Raw genomic sequence first — 13,733 nt, forward strand, 5'->3', positions numbered from 1 at the left:
GATCTTTATCCTGCCGGCCGGCGTGTCCGCTTGAGGCCAGACTCAAAATCACCGCATTTGATGTCACGTTTGCGAATCATGCAGATTCTGCCAGAAACCGCCTCGCTAAGCGATGCCGCTCGATCTGGCGGAATTCTTTGGAATTGGTTTGCGTTGCCAGACGCGGATTGGCAAGCGGCCCGAGGTGCAAGGAAACCGCCCGCATGAGAATGTCCACAAGTCATTGCATGATTATTGCTGTAATTGCGGCCTTTTTCCTGTCCTGTGACATTCTGAGCGCGGCAGCGGATGGCTTGCCGCCCTATAAGGACGAACTTTTCTCCAAACAAAACGTGTTGCAGAGCGCCGACGACGGCGCCTTCGAAGTGATCGACTATGATGAGATGCGCGACATCAATGGTCGCGACCAGATCCCGCAAGGGCGCGTGCAGCGGAAGTATGTGTCGCTCGGCGTACGCAAGGTACAGCAAGACGAAACCCTGTCTCTGGATGGCCTCCGGCTGGATGTCACCAGAGTGGGACCGGCAGACGGAGCGGCCTTCACGGTGATCTTCATCCACGGCCGCGATGGCGATCGCCGCCTCGGGGCCAACGACTACTCCTTCGGCGGCAACTTCAACCGGCTGAAGAACCTCGCGGCCGGCAATGGCGGTGTCTATTATTCGCCGACTGTACGGACCTTCGACAGCGACGGCGTCGCCAAGATCGCCGAACTCATCCGCTATGCCAGCGAGAAATCAGGTGGAAAGCCCGTGGTCCTCGCCTGTGCCTCCATGGGCAGCCAAATCTGCTGGGGGATCGGCCGTGATCCTGCGAGCGTCAAGCGGCTGAGGGGAATGGTGATCATGAGCGGCGTCACCGATCCCGCTTTCACGAAAAGCGCCTTCTACAAAGCCAAGCTGCCGCTTTGGTTCGCGCACGGGAGCCGCGATCCGGTCTATGCGGCTGCCGACCAGCAGGCCCTGTTCGAAAAACTCTACAAGTCGAAATACCCGGCCCGTTTCACGCTTTTCCAGAATGGGAACCACGGTACCCCCATCCGGATGATTGATTGGCGGCAGGTCTTGAACTGGATTCTCGCTTCCTAGGTTTTTAAGCGCCGAATTTAATCATTTTCCGCGGCAACTCGGCCGATTTACCTAGCGTGAACTTGAGATCGCTTTCCTTTCGGCTGCAGTTTTGCTAAGGCGCACCCATGAGGAAAAGCTTGGAAGGCCGGTATGACACCTGATGTGCGCCCGCTTGTGGCGGGAAACTGGAAAATGAACGGCACACGCGCCTCTCTCGATCAGATAAAGGCTATTGCGGAAGGCGTTAATAGGCCGCTTGCCAAGCGGGTGGAGGCGCTGATTTGCCCGCCCGCGACGCTGCTCTATGTCGCGACCGCGCTCTGCACTGACAGTCCGCTTGCGATCGGGGCGCAGGATTGCCACCAGAACGCGGCGGGCGCTCATACCGGTGATATATCGGCCGAAATGATTGCCGATTGCTTTGGAACCTATGTGATCGTCGGCCATTCCGAGCGCCGGACCGACCATGCAGAAACCGACCATCTCGTCCGCGCCAAGGCGGAAGCCGCCTTTGCCGCCGATCTGACCGCCATTGTCTGCATCGGCGAGACCGCAGACGAGCGCAAGGCGGGGCAGACGCTCGACATCCTCAAGCGCCAGCTCTCTGCCTCCGTTCCGGACAGCGCCACAGCCGAAAACACGGTCATTGCCTACGAGCCGGTCTGGGCGATCGGCACCGGTGTCACGCCGACGGTAGATGACGTCGAAAAGGCGCATGCCTTCATGCGGTCGGAGCTCACAGGCCGCTTCGGCGCCGAGGGCCGGAAGATCCGCATTCTCTATGGCGGCTCGGTGAAGCCCCGCAATGCCAGGGAACTGATGGGCATCGCCAATGTCGACGGCGCGTTGATTGGCGGAGCGAGCTTGAAAGCGTCCGATTTCCTCGCCATCTACGGCGCATATGAAACGCTCCTCGCATAAATAAGCTTAGCATATTCCTGGCCGAAGGGCTTGGAATAGCCGATCAGCTCATGTAAAGAGCGCCAGATTTTTATTCGATGCTCGCCGAAGCGGGCAGGACTGGACCCATGCAGACAGTATTGATTGTCATCCACCTCATGATCGTGCTGGCGCTCGTCGGCGTCGTGCTCATCCAGCGCTCGGAAGGCGGCGGTCTCGGTATCGGCGGCGGTTCGGGATTCATGTCGGCGCGCGGCACGGCCAATGCGCTGACCCGCACGACCGCAATTCTGGCGGCGCTGTTCTTCCTGACGTCGCTCGGCCTTGGCATCCTGACGCGCTACCAGGGCAACCCGACCGACATCCTGAACCGCATTCCGGCAACGAGCGGGCAGGGCAACGGCATTCTCGATTCTCTCGGCGGCGGCACGCAGCAGCCGGCAAATCAGCCCGCCAGCAACGGGATTCCGAACGGCGGCGCGGCTACTCCGGCACCGGCGACCCCGGCGGCGCCAGCAGCAACGGCTCCTGCGGCCAACGCTCCGGCGACGCAGACGGCCCCCGCTGCGCCTGCAACACCCGCTGCTCCGGCTCAGCCGAGCGGCGTTCCGACCGGGCAGTAAGCCGGTCCACGAAATAAACCGCCGGCAGGCCCTCGGGTCTGCCGGTTTTCTTTTGTTCAGATTCCAAACTGGCACCAAAAATTCTGGAAAAGAATTTTTGGGCTGGTGGAATCGTTTTTGAAAAGGTATCCGGTGACTCCCATGGCGCGATACGTATTCATCACTGGCGGCGTGGTTTCTTCCCTCGGAAAAGGAATTGCGGCTGCGGCTCTCGGAGCGTTGTTGCAGGCCCGTGGTTATCGGGTCCGACTTCGCAAACTCGACCCCTATCTGAACGTGGACCCGGGCACTATGAGCCCGACCCAGCACGGCGAAGTCTTCGTCACCGACGATGGCGCGGAAACCGATCTCGATCTCGGGCACTATGAGCGCTTCACCGGGCGTTCGGCGACCAAGACCGACAACATTACCACCGGCCGCATCTACAAGAACATCATCGACAAGGAACGCCGCGGTGACTATCTCGGGGCAACCGTGCAGGTCATTCCGCACGTCACCAACGAGATCAAGGATTTCGTCACCGAGGGCAATGACGACTACGATTTCGTCATCTGCGAAATCGGCGGTACGGTCGGCGACATCGAGGCCATGCCGTTCATCGAGGCTATCCGTCAGCTCGGCAACGATCTGCCCCGCGGGACGGCGATCTACCTTCACCTGACGCTGATGCCTTACATTCCAGCCGCCGGCGAGCTGAAGACCAAGCCGACGCAGCACTCGGTGAAGGAACTGCAGGCGCTCGGTATTCACCCGGACATTCTTCTCGTCCGCGCCGATCGCGAAATTCCGGAAGCCGAGCGGCGCAAGCTCTCGCTCTTCTGCAACGTGCGCCCGTCCGCCGTCATCCAGGCGCTCGACGTCGCCAACATCTACGACGTGCCGATGGCCTACCACAAGGAGGGCCTCGATAGCGAAGTGCTCGCCGCCTTCGGCATCGAGCCGGCTCCCAAGCCGCGGCTCGACCAGTGGGAGGAGGTGTGCAACCGCATCCGCACGCCCGAGGGTGAAGTCACCATCGCGATCGTCGGCAAGTACACGGGTCTCAAGGACGCCTATAAGTCGCTGATCGAAGCGCTGCATCACGGCGGCATCGCCAACCGCGTCAAGGTCAACCTCGAATGGATCGAGTCGGAAGTCTTCGAAAAGGAAGACCCTGCACCGTATCTCGAAAAGGTGCACGGCATTCTCGTACCCGGCGGCTTCGGCGAACGCGGTTCGGAAGGCAAGATCCTGGCAGCCCGCTTCGCGCGTGAGCGCAAGGTGCCGTATTTCGGCATCTGCTTCGGCATGCAGATGGCCGTCATCGAGGCGGCACGCAATCTCGCCAACGTCGAGAACGCGTCTTCCACCGAGTTCGGCCCGACCAAGGAGCCGGTCGTCGGACTGATGACAGAATGGGTCAAGGGTAACGAGCTGCAGAAGCGAACGGCAGCGGGCGACCTTGGCGGCACCATGCGCCTCGGCGCCTACAAGGCATCGCTCAAGAAGGGCACGAAGATTTCCGATATCTACGGCTCGACCGATATTTCCGAGCGCCATCGCCACCGCTACGAGGTCAACATCGACTATAAGGACCGGCTCGAGAACTGCGGGCTGACGTTCTCGGGGATGTCTCCGGACGGCGTATTGCCGGAGACGATCGAGTACGCCGATCATCCCTGGTTCATCGGTGTGCAGTACCACCCGGAACTGAAGTCCCGGCCGCTCGACCCGCATCCGCTCTTTGCAAGCTTCATCGAAGCCGCGACCGAACAGAGCCGCCTCGTTTGAGGCTTTCGATCCCCTCACCAGCAAGAATTGCGGGTGAGGGGATTGCTTCGTTATGCAGCCTGCGGCAAGGGCCCGACGTAAACCGACTTTGGCCTGATCAACCGGCCCGTGAGCGCCTGTTCGCGCGCATGGGCGATCCAGCCTATGGTCCTGCCGATGGCAAAGACGCCGGTGAAGGCTTCGCGCGGGAAGCCGAGCGAGTCGAGCAGCAGTGCCGTATAGAATTCGACGTTGACGTCCAGCGGGCGATCCGGTTTGCGTTCCTTCAGGATAGGCGAGAGCTGCCTGTTCGACGCTCTCAGCCAACGCGATCCGCTTCCGGTCGACCTGACCGCTCGCGACCAGCGGCTTCAATGCGTTCTTCAGGGCGTCGGCGCGCGGATCGCGAACGCGATAGATGCGGTGGCCAAATCCCATCAGCCTCTCGCCGCGGTCAAGAGCAGCTGATAGCCATGTCTTCGCCCGGCTTTCAGTGCCGATCGCATCCAGCATGTCGAGAACCGGTCCCGGCGCGCCGCCATGCAGCGGCCCCTTGAGCGCACTGATCGCCGCAAGGACGGACGACGTGAGACCTGCTCCCGTCGAGGCAATCACGCGCGAGGCGAAGGTCGAGGCGTTCAACCCATGATCGGAAATCGTCACCAGATAGGCGTCCAGAGCGGCTGTCTGCTCGGCACTCGGAAGTGCACCGTGCATCATCCGCAGGATGTCTGCGGCTTGCGAGAGAGATGCATCCGGACCGACGAGCACTTCTCCGCGCTGCAGCCGCAAAACTGCGGGAAGAAAGACCGCAGGGGCTGCCAGCAGTCTGAGTGCGGTTTGAAGATCGTCGCCGTCCGGTAGTCGCGCCGTCATGGCCCGCATCGCATCGACCGGTGGCAATGCGAGGAGGGTAGCATCCGCCGCTGCGAGGTGCTCGAAAACTTCGCCACGCGCCGTTCCAAGCCGCGTCTTCAACTCTCCCGCGTCGAGCGCAATCAATCCGTCAAGCAGCAGCGCGGCAACGCTTTCATAGGTACCGCCGGTTACCAGGTCGTCGAGCGATACACCGCGAATGATCAACCGTCCGGCTGCGCCGTCGACGTCCGAGAGCTGGGTCTCGGCTGCAATCACATCTTCCAATCCGTTCTTCATGGCATTTCTCCTTTACGGAGAAGAAGATCAGTCCTACGCTAATTGACGTCAATCTTGATGCAATTGATCAATGTGAGACGTCCGATGCCTTGGCTGACTTCAAAGGAGGCGTTGAATCGACTCGGCACCAAGCCGCAGACGCTTTATGCCAATGTCAGCCGCGGGCGCATTCGCGCAAAGCCCGATCCATCCGATCCGCGCCGCAGCCTCTATCACACCGGGGACGTGACACGGCTTGCAAAGCGCAACGCTGGCCGCCGTAAAGTCGAGGCGGTCGCTGCAGAGGCTATCCAATGGGGCGATCCCGTCCTGCCGTCGTCAATCTCGACGGTCGCCAACGGACGCCTCTCCTATCGCGGGATAGATGCCGCCAAGCTTTCCGAACATGCAACGCTTGAAGAAGCGGCCGGATTGCTTTGGGGCATCCCTACGCCGATTGCCGTTGCGGCCGGTGGCGAAGGCGCCACGGGACCCTCCCTCGCCATAGCCTTGTTGGCTCTTGCGGCGCGGGTGCCGCAGGACCTGCCGAGCCTCGGGCGTTCGATTTCCGCTTTGGTCTCGGAGGCGCAGGATGTCATGACGACGGTCGGCTCCGCGCTCGCGCCGGGTTCATCGCATATCCCGCTTCACCAGCGCCTAGCCGAGAGCTGGAGCCGCCCCGACGCCGGAGACGCCATCCGCCGTGCCTTGGTGCTGCTTGCCGATCACGAGCTCAACGCGTCGACGTTTTCGGCTCGGGTCACGGCGTCCGCTGGCGCAACACTTTCTGCATCGGTGCTTTCGGGACTTGCAACGCTCACCGGCCCCCTGCACGGCGCAGCCTGGGAGGCTGTGGCGACGCTCGCTGACGCGGCGAGAAGCACCGGCGCCACGGAGGCGATCCGCCGCGCGCTAGGGCAAGGCAACCGGCTGCCAGCCTTCGGTCATCCGCTCTATCCGGACGGCGACATCCGCGCCGAAGCCTTGCTTGCGCATGTCACGCCACCGGAGATCTTTCTGGAAATCCAGACCGCCGGCGAAGCGATAATCGGCGAGCGAATCAATATCGATTTTGCGCTCACGGCGATGGCCGTTCGCTTCGATCTTCCACGAGATGCGCCCCTTATCATCTTCGCGCTGGCGCGCTGCTGCGGCTGGCTCGCCCATGCAATGGAACAGGCCGAGGGCGGGCATCTTATCCGGCCCAGAGCCCGCTACACCGGTCCCGTCATTGAAACCTCTGGTGGGTAATAGCGACCGGCCACTTACGAAAATCCGCTTTTGCTCTATGATGATCGTGCTGGGGACGAGTGTCAGGTAGCATGGAGACCACTGTGCCGCCTGATGGCGTTTGCGCAAAGGGGCGTGTCATGAGGGTAATCTCAGCTTTCCTTGGCTGCTCTTTCGCTGCCGTACTCGCAGCAGCGCTTCTGTCTGTCGAAGCCTTGGCCCAGGCGCCGACCGGCGGCTGCCGACTCACGAATGCGTCCGACGGCCGTGAGATCCTGCGCTGCCCCAACGGGGTCACGATCACGGCTGAGGCGGATGCTGCCTACAGGCTGACCGACCGCAATCGCGATGGCAATCCCGATGTGGTGTCGCTGCGCGGCAAGGCGATTCTGGTCGATGTCGACGACGCCCGGCATTCCGGCGGTTTTCAGGTCGTTACGCCGCAGGCGATCGCTGCCGTGCGCGGCACGCAATGGGCGGTCGACGTCGCCGCCCGACAGACCTCCGTGCTGGTCGTACGCGGTGCCGTGACCGTGCGCCGTCCCGCAGGGGGTGAACCTGTCGTGCTCAATCCCGGAGAGGGCGTCGATGTTACCAGCGGCACCGCCCCCCTTGTCGTGCGCCGCTGGCCTGCCGCCCGCGTTGCCGCCCTTCTTGCCCGCCTCGGGCAATAGACACGCATGCCGAACCAGAGATTTCTGATCACCGCAGCCCTTCTTCTTTCCGCGCTCTGGGCCGGCTTTCTGGGCTCGCTGCATATGACAGGCCGGGCCGGCTTCCTTGATCGGATGGAAGCCTCGCTGACGGATCTTCGAAGCATGCTGGTCGGCAGCAAGGCCCCGCCACCGGCAGTCACGATCCTCGCCATCGACGACCGCACCGCCGCATTGCACACATACCCTCTCCAGCGGGCAACGCTCGCACAAGCCGTCACTGCAGTTGCGGCGTTAAGGCCGAAGACGATTGCGCTCGATCTGCTCTTTGTCCAATCCGGCATCGAGGCGGGCGATGCAGCACTTGTATCGGCGCTCCGGCTGGTCCCGTCCGTCATTGCGGCTGCAGCCGTTTTTCCGGAAAGTACCCAGGTGGTGACCAGCGACGCGAACGATCCGCTGTCCGCCATTCCCGTCGCCGAGAGCCTGCTCCTGCCGCTCAAGCGCTTCTCCGACGTTGCAGCGACCGGCGTCGTCAATGTTGCAACGGACGAGACCGGCGTTCCACGCTTCATTCCACTGATCTCTCGCAGCGGCGGGCGTATCGACCCGTCATTCCCGCTGCGGGCGGCGTCGCTGGCGCTTGACCGCGATCCCGCCTTCCAGCCGGGCGCCATCTCCTTTGCCGATAGGCACATACCGACGGATACCGGTCAGCGCCTGCCGCTCACATTCTATGGCCCGCGCGGCACGATCCCGACATTCAGCCTTGAGGATGCGCTCGACGGCAAATTGCCTGCAGATGCAATCGAAAACCGCGTTGTCGTGATCGGCGCAACCGTCACCGGCGGCGGCGACGTTTTCCCGACGCCCTTCGATCCGGTGCTGCCCGGCGTCGAGGTCATTTCGACCGCCATCACGCATCTGATCGCGGGGGACAGCATCATCCGCAATGACAATATCCGCCGGCTCGATGCGGCTGTTGCGCTGCTTCTTTCGCTCTTGCTCGTCAGCCTGATTGCGTGGCGCCGCAGTGTCATCAGCTTCATTTTGATCGCCCTGGTCTTTGTTGTCTGGGCGGCGGTCAATATCGCCGCGTTCAAGGCAGGCTATTGGCTCAGCGCCGCACTGCCGATAACCGCCGCACTGCCGCTCGTTCTTGTCTTCGGGGCGGCGCAACTGCTTCTGGGCCGCCGTCAGGCCAGGCATTTCGCCGCCCAAAGCGAACTCCTGCAGCGCGTGGAAGCGCCGGGGCTCGGCGAGTGGCTTGCCCGCGATCCGTCGTTCCTCGCCGAACCGGTCCGGCAGGAGGCGGCGATCGTCTTCATCGATCTCTCCGGTTATACCGGCCTTAGCGAGGCGGTCGGGGCAGTCACTGTGCGCGAGGTGCTGAGTAGCTTCTTCGAGATCGTTGACCAAGAGGCGAGGGCGCATGGCGGGGCAATCACGAGTTTCACGGGTGATGGCGCGATGATCTTGTTCGGATTGCCACAGCCGGCGGAAGACGATGCTGCGCACGCCGCTGCCTGCGCTCTTGCGCTCGCGGATCGCATGCGCTCATGGCTCGCTGCGCACACGGATATCCAAGCGGGACGCAAGGTCGGCTTCAAGATCGGGGCCCATTGCGGCCCGGTCGTCGCCTCGCGTCTCGGTACCGGCGATCACCAGCAGATCACGGCCACCGGCGATACCGTCAATGTCGCCAGCCGCCTGATGGAGGTCGCCGCCAGCCGAGGCGCGGAGATCGCCTTTAGCGCCACACTCGTCGGCGCCGCCTCCGGCAAGGGCAGCCCCCCCCCGCCGGGCCGCTCGAAGGACCTTTGGAAACACGTATTCGCGGCCGCTCCGGGACAATCCAGGTCTGGCTGTGGCGCCCCACCGGCTGATATGCTGCTTTGACATTTGCTGCCCGAGCGAGTAGGAACGCGCCAACCGTTCTGCCGGCAGGTTCCGGCCGGCGCTTTCGCGCCCGATATTCCGAAAGACAGACAGATGACAGATTTCAACGGCGTCGTTCCGGCGATCGCCAAGGCGTTGGCGAAGCGCGGCTATGCCGAACTGACGCCGGTTCAACAGGCCATGCTCGACCCGGCGCTTGCCGCATCGGACGCGCTGGTTTCGGCGCGGACCGGCTCGGGCAAGACCGTCGCCTTCGGCCTTGCGCTTGCGCCGACGCTTCTCGAGGGCGCGGAACGCTTTGCGCCTGCCGCCGAACCGCTGGCGCTTGTGATCGCTCCGACCCGCGAACTTGCCTTGCAGGTGAAGCGGGAGCTCGAATGGCTCTATGAGATGACAGGCGCCCTGATCGTCAGCTGCGTCGGCGGAATGGACATCCGCAGCGAACGCCGTGCGTTGGAACGCGGCGCTCATATTGTCGTCGGTACGCCTGGCCGTCTCTGCGACCACATCCGGCGCAAGGCTCTCGATATGTCGGCTTTAAAAGCCGTCGTGCTCGACGAGGCCGACGAGATGCTCGATCTCGGCTTTCGCGAAGATCTCGAATTCATCCTCGAATCGGCTCCCGACGACCGTCGCACGCTGATGTTTTCAGCGACCGTGCCTGCGGCGATCGCCAAGCTCGCCAAGAGCTATCAGCGCGATGCCGTGCGCATTTCCACGCAGACCGAAGAAAAGCAGCACGTCGATATCGAATACCGTGCGCTTGCCGCTGCGCCCGCCGACCGCGAGAACGCGATCATCAACGTTCTTCGCTATTATGAAGCGGCCAATGCCATCGTCTTCTGTTCGACGCGCGCGGCGGTCAATCATCTGACGGCGCGATTCAACAATCGGAATTTCTCGGTCGTGGCGCTCTCGGGCGAACTTACGCAGAACGAACGTACGCACGCGCTGCAAGCCATGCGCGATGGCCGGGCCCGTGTCTGCATCGCAACCGATGTCGCCGCACGCGGTATCGACCTGCCGGGTCTCGATCTGGTTATCCATGCCGACCTGCCGACCAACCCCGAAACGCTGCTTCACCGAAGCGGACGGACCGGACGAGCAGGGCGCAAGGGCGTCAGTGCCCTGATTGTGCCGCTCAATGCCCGCCGCAAGGCCGAGCGCATTCTCGATGCCGCCGGAATTGCCGCCACCTGGGCTCTTCCGCCGTCTGCCGAAGAGGTGATGCGCCGTGACGACGAGCGCCTGCTCGCCGATCCTATTCTCGGCGAGGCCGGCAGGGACGAAGATCAGGCGCTGGTCAGCCAGCTCATTGAAAACTATGGCGCGGAGAAACTTGCGGCAGCCTTCGTGCGCCTCTATCGCTCCAATCAGTCCGCCCCGGAAGATCTGATCGAAGTCTCGATCGAGGGCGACCGCAAGCGTGCACGCCGCGACAATGCTTTCGAGCCGCGCGAACCGAGCCAAAAGGGGCCGCGTGACGATTTCGGGCCTAGTGTCTGGTTTTCGATTTCCGTCGGCCGCAAACAGAACGCCGAGCCGCGTTGGCTGATACCGATGCTCTGCCGCAACGGCAACCTGACGAAGCGTGAGATCGGCGCGATCAAGATGCAGCCGGAAGAGACTTATGTCGAAATCGCGTCTGACAGCGCCGACGCTTTCCTCCAGTCGATCGGACCGAACAAAACCATGGAGCGCGGCATCCGGGTCACGCGCCTGAACGGCACCCCGGATTTCAGCCGCCCGGCTGCGTCGAAGCCATATGGCGACAAGAAGAGTTCCGGGGAGCGCCGAGACGCCAAGTCCTACGACGATCGCCCGAAAGGTAAATTCAAGAAGGACTTCAAGGGCGAGGGCGCTCCGGCAAAGGGCGAGCGCAACGAGAAACGCGATGCCAAACCTTGGGGCAAGGGCGCCGGAAAGCCGAAATTCGAAGGCAAGGGCGGCTTCGCACCCAAGGGCAAGTTCGGCAAGAAGAAGCAGGGTTGACGAGGCCGGGCTGTCACCAAAGAACGACTGACGGCGCGGGATGCCTGGGCGCAAAGGAGGTCGGACTATGACCGACAATGACGGTCGGCAGCAGATTGCCGCCGTGGCTTTCATTCGCGAGAACCTCCGCCTGCAGCCAACACCGTCAGTTCCGGAAATATTGCTCTACGCCGCGCATGCGGGAAGCGGCCTTGGGCGGTTGGGAGGCCCGGGCGAGGCGGCTTCCGCCACGCCCTACTGGGCCTATCACTGGGCAGGCGGAACGGCACTTGCGCGGCATGTTCTCTCGCAATCTCACACCATTCGCGGTCGCCGTATTCTTGATCTTGGCTCCGGATCGGGCCTCGTCGCGATAGCAGCTGCGAAAGCAGGAGCCGCTCATACCGTTGCTGTCGACATCAACGCGCATGCGATCGCCGCGGTGGGTCTCAACGCCGCCGCGAACGGCGTCGCGATCGACACCATGCAAGCTGACATCCTCGATGATTTGCCCGAAGCATGCGACATGATCCTGGCTGGCGATGTCTTCTATGAGGCAGAGCTTGCAATGCGGGTTCTGCCGTTTCTGACCCGCTGCCGCGCTGCCGGTATCGATGTGCTGATTGGGGATCCGGGCAGAGCGCCTTTGCCCCGGGAGCGGTTGCGTCTTGTTGCAACATACGCCGTCGCAGACTTTGGGGATGCGGCAACCGGAAAGATGAGCGGCGTGTATTCGCTCTAGGTCGGACTAGCTGCGCGTCGCTTCATCGCCTAGACAAATGGTTAGCTGAAAAGCTCGGGGCGCAGCAGCATGACCGGACAGGGAGTTCCCGCCGGAAGTTCAGGTGCATGCGGCGGGCGAACGATCAGGCAATCGGCACGCGCGAACACCTTCATCATCGATGAATCCTGTTTGCCGAACGGCTCCGCCAGCCAGTTGCCGGAGGAGGACCGCATGAGCTTCGCCCGCACATAGTCCTGGCGTTGATCATTGGGACCGAGCGTGACGGCTGCCTCGACCACCGCATCGCGCTTTACCGGCGGCAACGAGGCGAGCTTGCGGACCAGCGGTTCGAGAAACAGCAGGCCGCAGACGAGGCTCGATACCGGATTGCCCGGCAGGCCGAGCACATGCGTCCGTCCGAGGCTGCCGACCATCAAGGGTTTGCCCGGCCGCATGGCGATCTTCCAGAAATCGAGCTTCATGCCTGCCGCAACGAGCGTCGCCTGAACCAGATCGTGGTCGCCGACGGAGGCTCCGCCAAGCGTCACAATGACGTCGGCCTCTGCGGCTTGCGCCCGCCGGACGGCAGCCGTGATAGCGGCCGTATCGTCCGGCACGATGCCGAGGTCCAGAACGTCGCCGCCGGCTTTACGCACGAGCGCAGCAATACCGAACGTGTTCGATGCGATGATCTGCGACGGCCCCGGCTCCGTTCCCGGTGCGAGCAGTTCGTCGCCCGTGGCAAGGATTGCAACAACCGGCTTGCGCAATACGTCGAGCATTGCGTGGTTCATTGCGGCCGCCACCGTCAGCCGCGTGAAATCCATCAGGGTGCCGGCTGCGAGAACCGCTTCACCCTTGTCGAAATCCTGACCGCGCGGACGGATATGCTGACCCTGCCGGACGGGAAATTTTGTGCGGATGCCGCCTTCGATTTTCTCCGCATCCTCCTGCAGCAAGACGCTGTCGGCGCCAGAGGGCACCGGCGCGCCGGTGAAGATGCGAACTGTCTCACCCTTGCCAACCGTGCCGTCAAAGGCGTGCCCAGCGGCAGAGGTGCCGATGAGTTTCAGCTCCGCTCCGGGTTCCGGTGCGTCGTCGCGACGCAGCGCGTAGCCGTCCATGGCGGAAGCGTCGAACGGCGGCTGGGTGAGCCGCGCCGCCAGATCGGCCGCAAGCACGCGTCCTTCGGCATCGGCAAGCGCAACGCTCTCAACATCGGCAATAGGATTGGCGCTGCCAAGCAGCCTGCCTTGTGCCTCCGCGACCGGGAGCAAGCTCATCGATCTGCCCCCGGGTGCCTGAAGTCGCCGGATTTTCCGCCCGACTTTTCGAGCAGCCGGATTCCGCCGATCTCCATCGCCTTATCGGCGGCTTTCGCCATGTCGTAGATCGTCAGGCAGGCGACGGACACGGCCGTCAGCGCTTCCATCTCGACACCGGTCTTGCCTGTGAGCTTGGCGGTCGCAACGACCCGGAGGCCGGGGAGAGCTGCGTCTCCCTCGATCTCGACGCTGACCTTCGTGAGCATCAGCGGATGGCAGAGTGGAATGAGATTGGATGTCTGCTTGGCTGCCATGATTCCCGCAAGCCGTGCCGTGCCGATCACGTCGCCTTTCTTGGCGTCTCCCTCGCGGATCAGCCGCAGCGTTTCCGCCGCCATTTTCACATGGCCCTCGGCCGTTGCCACGCGAACCGTATCGGCCTTGTCGCCGACATCGACCATGTGAGCTTCGCCGGAAGCGCCGATATGGGTGAGGCCTGGCTTGCCGCCACTCAT

10 protein-coding genes and 2 pseudogenes are annotated in these 13,733 nt (G+C 62.9%); 9 read left to right on the forward strand and 3 right to left on the reverse strand.

The features are described from left to right. The first annotated feature begins 203 nt into the window (after window positions 1-203). The 4 genes from HGP14_RS18145 (at window position 204) to HGP14_RS18160 (ending at window position 4,363) form a co-directional block, all read left to right on the forward strand. Window positions 204-1,088 carry an alpha/beta hydrolase gene (locus tag HGP14_RS18145; protein ID WP_168831243.1) on the forward strand — a complete coding sequence of 295 codons (885 nt, stop codon included), beginning with the start codon at window positions 204-206 and terminating at the stop codon, window positions 1,086-1,088. A gap of 132 nt (window positions 1,089-1,220) precedes the next feature. After that, entirely contained in the window at window positions 1,221-1,991 is a 771-nt protein-coding gene (gene tpiA, locus HGP14_RS18150; RefSeq protein WP_168831244.1) for a triose-phosphate isomerase, read from the forward strand. 107 nt (window positions 1,992-2,098) lie between these two features. Further along, complete coding sequence (gene secG, locus HGP14_RS18155; protein WP_168831245.1) at window positions 2,099-2,593, forward strand: preprotein translocase subunit SecG; 495 nt, start codon at window positions 2,099-2,101, stop codon at window positions 2,591-2,593. Between the two features lie 141 nt (window positions 2,594-2,734). Then, window positions 2,735-4,363, forward strand: a complete 1,629-nt coding sequence (locus tag HGP14_RS18160; protein ID WP_168831246.1) for a CTP synthase — start codon at window positions 2,735-2,737, stop codon at window positions 4,361-4,363. A 50-nt stretch (window positions 4,364-4,413) separates the two neighbouring features. Here the strand turns inward: HGP14_RS18160 and HGP14_RS18165 are convergent. Next, a pseudogene (locus HGP14_RS18165) lies at window positions 4,414-5,497 on the reverse strand (citrate synthase/methylcitrate synthase). Window positions 5,498-5,581: 84 nt separating this feature from the next. Between HGP14_RS18165 and HGP14_RS18170 the strand changes: the two are divergent. From HGP14_RS18170 to HGP14_RS18190, 5 genes and pseudogenes are all read left to right on the forward strand, one after another. Then, on the forward strand, window positions 5,582-6,727 hold the full coding sequence (locus tag HGP14_RS18170) for a citrate synthase (protein ID WP_168831247.1): 1,146 nt from the start codon (window positions 5,582-5,584) through the stop codon (window positions 6,725-6,727). Between the two features lie 119 nt (window positions 6,728-6,846). After that, window positions 6,847-7,380, forward strand: coding sequence for a FecR domain-containing protein (locus tag HGP14_RS18175; RefSeq protein ID WP_168831248.1), 534 nt, complete (start codon window positions 6,847-6,849; stop codon window positions 7,378-7,380). Between the two features lie 6 nt (window positions 7,381-7,386). After that, window positions 7,387-9,245 (forward strand): annotated as a pseudogene (locus HGP14_RS18180) (CHASE2 domain-containing protein). Between the two features lie 106 nt (window positions 9,246-9,351). Continuing rightward, on the forward strand, window positions 9,352-11,250 hold the full coding sequence (locus HGP14_RS18185; RefSeq protein WP_168831249.1) for a DEAD/DEAH box helicase: 1,899 nt from the start codon (window positions 9,352-9,354) through the stop codon (window positions 11,248-11,250). Window positions 11,251-11,317: 67 nt separating this feature from the next. Further along, on the forward strand, window positions 11,318-11,971 hold the full coding sequence (locus HGP14_RS18190) for a methyltransferase (protein ID WP_168831250.1): 654 nt from the start codon (window positions 11,318-11,320) through the stop codon (window positions 11,969-11,971). 41 nt (window positions 11,972-12,012) lie between these two features. Here HGP14_RS18190 and glp read toward each other — a convergent pair whose 3' ends face one another. Both glp and moaC read right to left on the reverse strand, forming a co-directional pair. Further along, a complete protein-coding gene (glp, locus tag HGP14_RS18195; RefSeq protein WP_168831251.1) occupies window positions 12,013-13,236 on the reverse strand; it encodes a gephyrin-like molybdotransferase Glp in 1,224 nt (407 codons plus the stop codon). Next, window positions 13,233-13,733: a cyclic pyranopterin monophosphate synthase MoaC gene (moaC, locus tag HGP14_RS18200; RefSeq protein WP_168831310.1), complete on the reverse strand. Its 501-nt coding sequence runs from the start codon at window positions 13,731-13,733 to the stop codon at window positions 13,233-13,235. The genes glp and moaC overlap by 4 nt, the downstream gene beginning before the upstream one ends.

The sequence above is a fragment of the Rhizobium sp. P32RR-XVIII genome, from assembly GCF_012641395.1.
Classification (GTDB): Bacteria; Pseudomonadota; Alphaproteobacteria; order Rhizobiales; family Rhizobiaceae; genus Rhizobium.

Bases quoted from the DNA above. Each gene is read 5' to 3' on its own strand.
- HGP14_RS18145 (WP_168831243.1), top strand. From the start codon at position 204: ATGAGAATGTCCACAAGTCATTGCATGATTATTGCTGTAATTGCGGCC.
- HGP14_RS18160 (WP_168831246.1), top strand. From the start codon at position 2,735: ATGGCGCGATACGTATTCATCACTGGCGGCGTGGTTTCTTCCCTCGGA.
- HGP14_RS18175 (WP_168831248.1), top strand. From the start codon at position 6,847: ATGAGGGTAATCTCAGCTTTCCTTGGCTGCTCTTTCGCTGCCGTACTC.
- glp (WP_168831251.1), bottom strand. From the start codon at position 13,236: ATGAGCTTGCTCCCGGTCGCGGAGGCACAAGGCAGGCTGCTTGGCAGC.
- secG (WP_168831245.1), top strand. From the start codon at position 2,099: ATGCAGACAGTATTGATTGTCATCCACCTCATGATCGTGCTGGCGCTC.
- HGP14_RS18185 (WP_168831249.1), top strand. From the start codon at position 9,352: ATGACAGATTTCAACGGCGTCGTTCCGGCGATCGCCAAGGCGTTGGCG.
- tpiA (WP_168831244.1), top strand. From the start codon at position 1,221: ATGACACCTGATGTGCGCCCGCTTGTGGCGGGAAACTGGAAAATGAAC.
- HGP14_RS18170 (WP_168831247.1), top strand. From the start codon at position 5,582: ATGCCTTGGCTGACTTCAAAGGAGGCGTTGAATCGACTCGGCACCAAG.
- moaC (WP_168831310.1), bottom strand. From the start codon at position 13,733: ATGAGTGGCGGCAAGCCAGGCCTCACCCATATCGGCGCTTCCGGCGAA.
- HGP14_RS18190 (WP_168831250.1), top strand. From the start codon at position 11,318: ATGACCGACAATGACGGTCGGCAGCAGATTGCCGCCGTGGCTTTCATT.